Genomic DNA, 7500 nt, shown 5'->3' with positions numbered 1-7500 from the left:
CGCTCGAAACCTACGCGCGACGCTGTCAGTTTGACACACGCGACTAGACAATCACGAGCTCATTCTCGTGCACACCTCGAGCATGAGCGAATCCGAGCGCCGGCAAGGTGAGGGAGCGCACGTCGTCAACTCCGCGATAGCGGCTTCGATTCGGTCTCGGCGTGCGATTCTTGATCGGCCGCCTCTCAGATGCGCCGTGATCAACACTCCTTGAACAGTTTGTGATCATTCGGCCACGATTGCCGGTCATCGTCTACGACCAAAGTTCATGGGCCGTTCATTTCGATTTCCGTACCAGTTCCACTCAAGAAGCTCGGCAACAAACCTGCCCCAACAAGGAGACTTCCATGCGTGAGATCGTCCGTCCCGTACTTGCTGCGTTGAGCGTCGCGTGTCTTGCGACGTCCTTCACCGCAGCGTCGAACAGCGGCGCATTCGCGCAGGCCAAGCAGCAGATGGCGCCGGCGCCCGCGCAGGCTGCTCCTCCCGCACAGGCTGCTGCTCCGGCCCAGGATCAGGCCGCGCCGATCAAGCAGATCGCGCTGACCGACAAGCAGATCGACGGTGCGATCGCCGCCGCCAAGGAAATGGACCCGATCACCGCAAAGCTTTCGCAGGACGCCAAGCCCGATCCGAAGGTCGTCGCCCAGCTCGAGGCCATCGCCAAGAAGAACGGCTTCGCCGGCTATGACGAGTACAACAGCGTCGTCGACAACATCTCGCTGGTGCTCGGCGGCTTCGATCCGCAGACCAAGAAGTATGTCGGTCCGGAGGCCGTGGTGAAAGCGCAGATCGCCCAGGTCCAGGCCGACAAGAAGATGTCGGCCAAGGACAAGAAGGATGCGCTCGCCGACCTCAACGAAGCCCTGAAATCGCCGCCGCCCGCGGTCGAGAACAAGGGCAATATCGATCTCGTGACCAAGAGCTACGACAAGCTGATGGAAGAGTTCGGCGGCAGCGACGACAACTGAGTCGTCATCCGAATCGAAGCCGAATCAAAAAAAGAGCCCCGGAGAATTTCTCCGGGGCTTTTTTGTATCTCACGCATTGCAGGTGCGAAGGAAAATCGGCGCTGCGGGTCTCATCCGATACCTGTCGGTCCTGCCGCGATCTGCTACGCAAGGCAGGTCAGTTGACGGGAGCTCAAGGACATGGCCAACAAGAAAGTGGTGATTGCCGGCGCGACCGGCCTCGTGGGCAGCGCCGCCTTGCGACACTTCGGAACATCCGATGATTGCGAGCGCATTGCGCTGTCGCGTCGCAAGCCACGCGATCTCTACGGTGCGCAGCACGTGCCGATCGATCTCACCAATGCCGAGGATTGCCGCCGCGCCGCGGCCGAGCTCGGCGGCGCAACGCATCTGATCTATGCCGCACTCTATGAGGCGCCCAGCCTGGTCGATGGTTGGCGTGATGCCGGCCAGATCGAAACCAACGACCGGATGCTGCGCAATCTGATGGGCGCGCTTGAACCCGTCGCGCCTGATCTCAAGCATGTCGCGCTGCTGCAGGGCACCAAGGCCTATGGCGTGCATGTCCGGCCGCTCACAGTGCCGGCGCGCGAGGGTCGCTCCGAAATGTACGAGCAGCCGAATTTCTATTGGGCGCAGGAGAATTTCCTGCGTGAGCTGCAGCGGGGCAAGCGCTGGCACTGGAGCATCCTGCGCCCGGTGCTGATCATCGGCGAAGCCATGGGCGGCGCGATGGATCTGATCCCGCCGCTCGGCGTCTATGCGGCAATGCTGCGCGAGCAGGGCAGGCCGCTGGATTATCCCGGCGGCGCGCCGCGCGTCGCGCAGGCGGTCGACGTCGATCTCCTGGCGCGCGCAATCGCCTGGTCGGGCGATGCCGAGACCGGGCGCAATGAAGCGTTCAACGTCACCAATGGCGACGTCTTCACCTGGGAAAATATCTGGCCGGCGGTCGCAGATGCGCTTGAGATGGCGCCCGGCCGGCATGTGCCGCTGTCACTGGCGCAGGAATATCCGAGGTGGATTCCGCGCTGGGACGAACTGCGCAAGAAGCACGATCTGATCGCGCCCGGTCTGGAAGAGTTCGTCGGCCTGTCGTTCCAATATGCCGATTACAGCCTGCGCTATGGCCAAACTGAGTCTGGTCCGCCCTCGATCGTGTCGACGGTCAAGATCAACCAGGCCGGCTTCACCGAGATGATGGACACCGAGGCGATGTTCCGCAAATGGTTCAGGCTGGCGAAGGCGAGCCGGCTGCTGCCGTGATTGCTCGGGCGCTGCTCTGACCGCTCCCTCTCCCCGTTCTTACGGGGAGAGGGCTGGGGTGAGGGGCTTCCATCCGGCGAGCATTCGGATGTTTGTTGAGCACGGTGCCTCGCCCCTCACCCGGATCGCATCTTCGATGCGATCCGACCTCTCCCCGCAAAGAGCGGGGAGAGGTGAAGAACGCTCTCCGTTCGGAGAAGCCAGAAAGACGTTACCGCGAAAACGCCTGCTCCATCGCCTTGCGGGTCTTGATGGTGTCGTTGCTCTCGTCGACCTCGACGTCGTTCCAGCGCACCACCGCGCCGTGGGCGACGTCGTTCTTCAGCTTGACGCGATGCGCGAGCCCAATCGGCAACGCGCCGCCGGCGAGGCTGGCGGAGGCGGGCATCAGCTTGCCCCACACCGTGTAGCCGCCTTCGCCGTCGAGCATCTCGCCGGCACGCAGGTTGCGTTTCGCCACCGAAGCGACGTCGCCGCGGAAGCCGCGCGGCTGTCCGGTCGGCTCGTTGCGCAGCGCCGCCGACAGCACGGAGATGTTCAGCTCCAACCCGATCAGATGATACGGCTTGTACATCGCCGCATAGCGGCCGGATGAGTCGGTCTTGAGGCCGTACTGCCTGAAGCAATCGGCGGCATAATCATTCGGCGCCTCCAGCACCACATAGACACCCCAGCGCAGATCGCGAAACACCGGACGGCCGTCGCGCTCCAGCGACGACACCACCTCGACGATGCCGGATTTTTCCAGCACGCCGCCCTTGTCGCGCGGCCGCATCACATGCGGCAGATCGTCGACGCCGCAGGGCGGAAACAGCAAGCCTTCCGACGGCACGTCGAGCGTGCAGGAATTGGCGATCGCCGCCATCTCGATCGCGGATTTGGTGCCGTCGAGGAAGGAGTTGAACATCTGCGGGTTCATGCCGGCGGATTGCGCCTCGCCAGCGGTGAGCCCGTAATGCTGCCACACGCCCTCCGGCGTCACGTCGTGATAGGCCGGCAGATATTTGGTGCCCTTGCCGGCGGCGACGACGCGAAAGCCCGTGGCGTGCGCCCAATCGACCATCTCCGCCGTCAGCGCCGGCTGGTCGCCATAGGCGAGCGAATAGACCACGCCGGCCTTGCGCGCCTCTTCGGCGAGCAGCGGCCCCGCCAGCACATCGGCCTCGACATTGACCATCACGACATGCTTGCCGGCAGCGATCGCCGCGCGGGCATGGCGGATGCCGACGGCGGGATTACCGGTCGCCTCCACCACGACGTCGAATGCACCGCCCGCGATCGCCCGCGCGCCGTCGTCGGTGAAGGTGGTCGCTTCGATCCGCGCGTCGTCCCAGCCGACCGTGCGGCACGCCTCGCGCGCGCGGTCGCGGTCGAGGTCGACGATCACGGGTACCTCGAGCCCCGGCGTGTGCGGCACCTGCGACAGGAACATCGAGCCGAATTTTCCGGCGCCGATCAGGACAACGCGCACCGGCTTGCCGGCAGCGGCGCGGGTTTTGAGGAGGTGATGCAGGTTCATGTGTTGGCTACCAGTGGCGCTATGGAAGAGGTGATCCGGGACAACGAGAAGTATCAGAATTCGTCATTCCGGGGCGTGCGAAGCACGAGCCCGGAATCCATACTCCCGATCGTGGTTATGGATTCCGGGCTCGACGCTCCGCGTCGCCCCGGAATGACAATTTTCGATTACTCCGCCGCCTGCCGCGGCGCACGGGCGAGCCGCAGCAGCGCGTCGTCGGCAACCGTCTGGATCGGCGTGAAGTCGCGGTGTGCGATGTAGTCGGGCCGCGTCGGGGTGCGGATGTAGTTCGAGACCGCGTTCAAGGTCAAATAGACGATCTTGCGCGGGTAGGGCGTGATGTTGCCGCTCGATCCGTGCACCAGATTGCCGTGGAACATCAGCATGCCGCCGGGCTTGCCGGTCGGGGCGACGATGCCGCCCTGCTTGACGAGGCGGGTCACCGTCTCCTCATCGAGCGTCCACAGCGGGTAGGACGTGGTCTCGAGATCGTGCGACGCTTTCAGGTCGCCGGCGGTCTGGCTCTGCGGCACCAGCATCAGCGGGCCGTTGATCGGCATCACCTCGTCGAGGAAGATCGCGATGTTCATCGCACGCGGCTCCGGCATGCCGTCGTCGCGCTTCCAGGTGCCGTAATCCTGGTGCCACTGCCAGACGTCGCCGGTGAAGGCCGCCTTCGCGTTGATCTTGAACTGATGCATGTAGACCTTCTCGCCGAACAGCTGCTCGATCGGGTCGATCATGCGCGGATGGGCGCCGAGGAGGCCGAACGCCTCGTTGTAGAGATGGGCGGCAAAGGCGGTGCGCGGCGCGCCGCTCTTCTCGCGCCACACCTCGGGGCGGTTGGCGTCATAGATCGAGACCGCCTCGCGCGCGAGAAAATCGACCTCTTCCTGGTTGAACAGTTCGGGCAGGAACAGCCAGCCTTCGCGATGGAAAAATTCGATCTGCTCCGGGGTCAGTTTCATGGTGCTTTCCTCCTGTTGTTATCTTCTGTTCTCTCTTCGTCATGGCCGGGCTTGACGGCTTTGTTTGTTCACGCGGCCACGTCGATTGCCCTCAGCTTCTCCTCGGTCATCCGTCCTGCCGTCTGCGCATGCGCCAGTGCGGCGGCTTCGGCGGCGGCAGCATTGCCGGAGAAAATATGCGCGGCGATGGTCTCGTGTTCGGTCCAGGCGCTGCCGCGGTAATCGAGCTCCGCGAGCACGGTCGCCATCGAGCGGCGCATATGCGGCCATTGCGGCGTGATCATTTCCTCGATCGCGGAATTGCCCGCCAGCCGATAGATCGCGCTATGGAAGTCGACGTCGAGCGCGATCAGGCGCGCCAGCGGCGCGTTGTCGTCGATCGCGCGTCCGGCTTCGAGCGCGCTCTCGAGCTGTGCGCGGGCCGCGGAATCGTCCCTGACACGGCCGGCCGCGAGTCGTCCCGCCAGCGCGTCGATGGCGCCGCGAACTTCATAGAGCTCGCGTATCCGCTGCGGATCGAGCTGCGTCACCTCGAAGCCGCGCTTGCCGCTCTCGGCGACGAGGCCCTGACGATGCAACAGATGCAGCGCGTGCGAGATCGGTTGGCGTGAGACGCCGAGCCGTTCGGCAAGTTCGTTCTGGGTGATGCGCTGACCGGGCAGCAACGAGCGGTCGATGATCGCTTCGAGCAGCCTCCCATAGACCTGGTCGATGAGGTTCGGAAGCGGGTCCAACGGGATCATGCCATTAGTCCAATATGGAATACGGAATTCCGTATTCTGAGATGAAGCTACTGCGGGTTGTGAGAGCGGTCAAGGCGCCAGTTTGCGGTGAATTTAAGCGATTGAAAATGTGAGGAATTTTGACTGCGACCGAGATCCGGCGAGGTTGGGGCAGTCGCCCCTGGCCTGCACGTAAGGTTAAGCCCGCTCGTCGGCTCCCTCCCCCTTGCCGGGGAGGGTGGGGAGAGGGGTGGCCCCGAATGCAAACGCTGAGATTTCGTTCGCCGGATCAGCGGACGAATGACCGTCATTGAGCGATCCGCCCCGCTATTTCGCCTTGCCGAGCTCCATCAGAATCCGCGTCATCAGATAGAGCCGCGGCACGATCGAATTGGTGTCGATATATTCGTCGCGGGCGTGATAGCCCCAGCCGGCGAGGCCGAAGCTCTCGACCACGATCGCCTTGCCGCTGCGCCCGGCGAACCCGGCATCGGTCGCGCCGCCGGTCATCTCAGCGATATCAAGCGTGCGGCCGAGCTCGGCATAGATCGCCTGTCCCTGCTTGGCGAGTGCGCGGCCGCGATCGTTGGCCACGAAGGGCGGACGGCCTGCGACGACTGCCACGGTCACTTCGGTGTCGGGGATCAGCTTGTTCTTCACCTTCTCGTCGAGTGCCGCCTGCAGCTTTTGCACGCCGTCCGGAATGGTGAGGCGGATGTCGGCGCCGGCGCTGGCGTGATCGGGGATCTGGTTGCGCACCGTGCCGGCCTTCGCGGTGGTCCAGTTCAGCTGCGTGCCGGGGATGGATTTCGCGACGTCCTGGGTTTGCAGCAATTGGTGCGCGAGCTCGAGCAGCGCGTTGCGGCCGAGCTGCGGCGCGGCACCGGCATGCGAGGCCTTGCCCTTCACGTCGATCGTGCCGGTGGCGGTGCCGCTGGCGCCGAGCAGCAGGCCTTCGTTCTTGGCAACCGGTGGCGCCACCGTCGGCTCGCAGGACAGCACCACATCATGCTGGTCGGCGAGCTCGGCGATGATCTCGCCGGAGCCGGTCGAGCCGACCTCCTCATCCGGGTTGAACGACACGGTGAGCTTGGCATAGTCGCGCCAGCCCGCGTCGTTCAGGATTTTGAGTGAATGCAGGATGACGGCGATGCCGCCCTTGTCGTCGGCAATGCCGGGTCCGTAGATCCTGTTGCCGTCGACCTTGTAGGGCTGGGTGTCGAGGATGCCGTGCTCATAGACGGTGTCCATGTGTGCGATCAGCATCAGCTTCTTGCTGCCGGTGCCCTCAAAGGTGCCGATCACCATGTCGGCGCCGGCACCGTGCGTGGTCTTGCGGCGCTCGGTCTTGGCGCCGAGCGCCTTCAGCCGCGCTTCGGTGTAGTCGGCCATCTTCTTCAGGCCCTCGACATCGCTGGAGCCCGACTCGATCAGCACCATGTCGTGCAGGCTCTCGATCACCGCCGGCTGGGCCTGCTCGGCGGCCGCGCGCAGCTTTTCGTCTGCGGCGGCAAAGGCGGAGGACGAGGCGAGGGTGAGCGAGAATAGCCCGACCGACGCGAGCAATCTGATGGATCGTTTCATTGTTGTCCTCCCTGCGTGAGCGCAGGGAGAGACTAGCATCGCAATTTGGCTGCCTCCAGCCGCGATCAATTCCGATCGAGGACCTCGACGTCGAAGGTTTCGATCTGCGTGGGCTCAGCGGTTGCGTCGATCGCCGCGATCCTGTCGCCCGCAATCGTGACCCGCAGCACCACACGCAGCGTGCCGCCGAGGATGACGGCGACGCCGATCTCGCCGTCGACCAGCGCCGTTTTCGCCGCCTGCGCCCGTCCCTTGAAGCTTTCGGCGACCGCGGCGGCGCCACGGATCACCGGCAGCGAGCCGAGGCGCTGTGCCGCCTGGTCGGCGCGCACCACGACGTCGGGCGCCAGCACGGCAAGCAGCCCTTCGAAATCGCCGTTGCGGGATGCGGCAAGGAAGGCCTCGACGATGCCGCGCTGGCGGCCGAGATCGGGATCCGGTGCGGGCGGCGCGCCCTGCACGCGGCGTCT

7 protein-coding genes are annotated in these 7500 nt (G+C 64.6%); 2 read left to right on the top strand and 5 right to left on the bottom strand.

Annotated features, from left to right (window positions below; translation table 11 throughout):
* The first annotated feature begins 347 nt into the window (after positions 1 to 347).
* Both H8A95_RS07090 and H8A95_RS07085 read left to right on the top strand, forming a co-directional pair.
* Positions 348 to 971 (top strand): hypothetical protein, encoded by a 624-nt coding sequence (locus H8A95_RS07090; RefSeq protein ID WP_229182514.1) that lies wholly within the window; start codon positions 348 to 350, stop codon positions 969 to 971.
* Positions 972 to 1151: 180 nt separating this feature from the next.
* The gene (locus H8A95_RS07085) at positions 1152 to 2237 is read left to right on the top strand and encodes an NAD-dependent epimerase/dehydratase family protein (RefSeq protein WP_229182513.1); all 1086 of its coding nucleotides are present in this window, start codon (positions 1152 to 1154) and stop codon (positions 2235 to 2237) included.
* Positions 2238 to 2448: 211 nt separating this feature from the next.
* Here the strand turns inward: H8A95_RS07085 and H8A95_RS07080 are convergent, their stop codons facing one another.
* The 5 genes from H8A95_RS07080 to H8A95_RS07060 form a co-directional block, all read right to left on the bottom strand.
* Positions 2449 to 3756, bottom strand: coding sequence for an NAD(P)H-dependent oxidoreductase (locus tag H8A95_RS07080; RefSeq protein WP_229182512.1), 1308 nt, complete (start codon positions 3754 to 3756; stop codon positions 2449 to 2451).
* A gap of 167 nt (positions 3757 to 3923) precedes the next feature.
* Entirely contained in the window at positions 3924 to 4724 is an 801-nt protein-coding gene (locus H8A95_RS07075) for a phytanoyl-CoA dioxygenase family protein (RefSeq protein ID WP_229182511.1), read from the bottom strand.
* Positions 4725 to 4792: 68 nt separating this feature from the next.
* A complete protein-coding gene (locus H8A95_RS07070) occupies positions 4793 to 5467 on the bottom strand; it encodes a GntR family transcriptional regulator (RefSeq protein WP_229182510.1) in 675 nt (224 codons plus the stop codon).
* 306 nt (positions 5468 to 5773) lie between these two features.
* A complete protein-coding gene (locus H8A95_RS07065; RefSeq protein ID WP_229182509.1) occupies positions 5774 to 7030 on the bottom strand; it encodes a M20/M25/M40 family metallo-hydrolase in 1257 nt (418 codons plus the stop codon).
* Positions 7031 to 7095: 65 nt separating this feature from the next.
* A partial coding sequence (locus tag H8A95_RS07060; protein ID WP_229182508.1) for a nuclear transport factor 2 family protein occupies positions 7096 to 7500 on the bottom strand: 405 nt, incomplete at its 5' end.

It is taken from the genome of Bradyrhizobium oropedii (assembly GCF_020889685.1).
Taxonomy (GTDB): Bacteria; Pseudomonadota; Alphaproteobacteria; order Rhizobiales; family Xanthobacteraceae; genus Bradyrhizobium; species Bradyrhizobium oropedii.
This window is presented reverse-complemented; position numbering and strand designations above follow the sequence as displayed.

Coding starts and splice junctions, on each gene's coding strand:
- H8A95_RS07090 (WP_229182514.1), top strand. CDS start 348: ATGCGTGAGATCGTCCGTCCCGTACTTGCTGCGTTGAGCGTCGCGTGT.
- H8A95_RS07085 (WP_229182513.1), top strand. CDS start 1,152: ATGGCCAACAAGAAAGTGGTGATTGCCGGCGCGACCGGCCTCGTGGGC.
- H8A95_RS07080 (WP_229182512.1), bottom strand. CDS start 3,756: ATGAACCTGCATCACCTCCTCAAAACCCGCGCCGCTGCCGGCAAGCCG.
- H8A95_RS07075 (WP_229182511.1), bottom strand. CDS start 4,724: ATGAAACTGACCCCGGAGCAGATCGAATTTTTCCATCGCGAAGGCTGG.
- H8A95_RS07070 (WP_229182510.1), bottom strand. CDS start 5,467: ATGATCCCGTTGGACCCGCTTCCGAACCTCATCGACCAGGTCTATGGG.
- H8A95_RS07065 (WP_229182509.1), bottom strand. CDS start 7,030: ATGAAACGATCCATCAGATTGCTCGCGTCGGTCGGGCTATTCTCGCTC.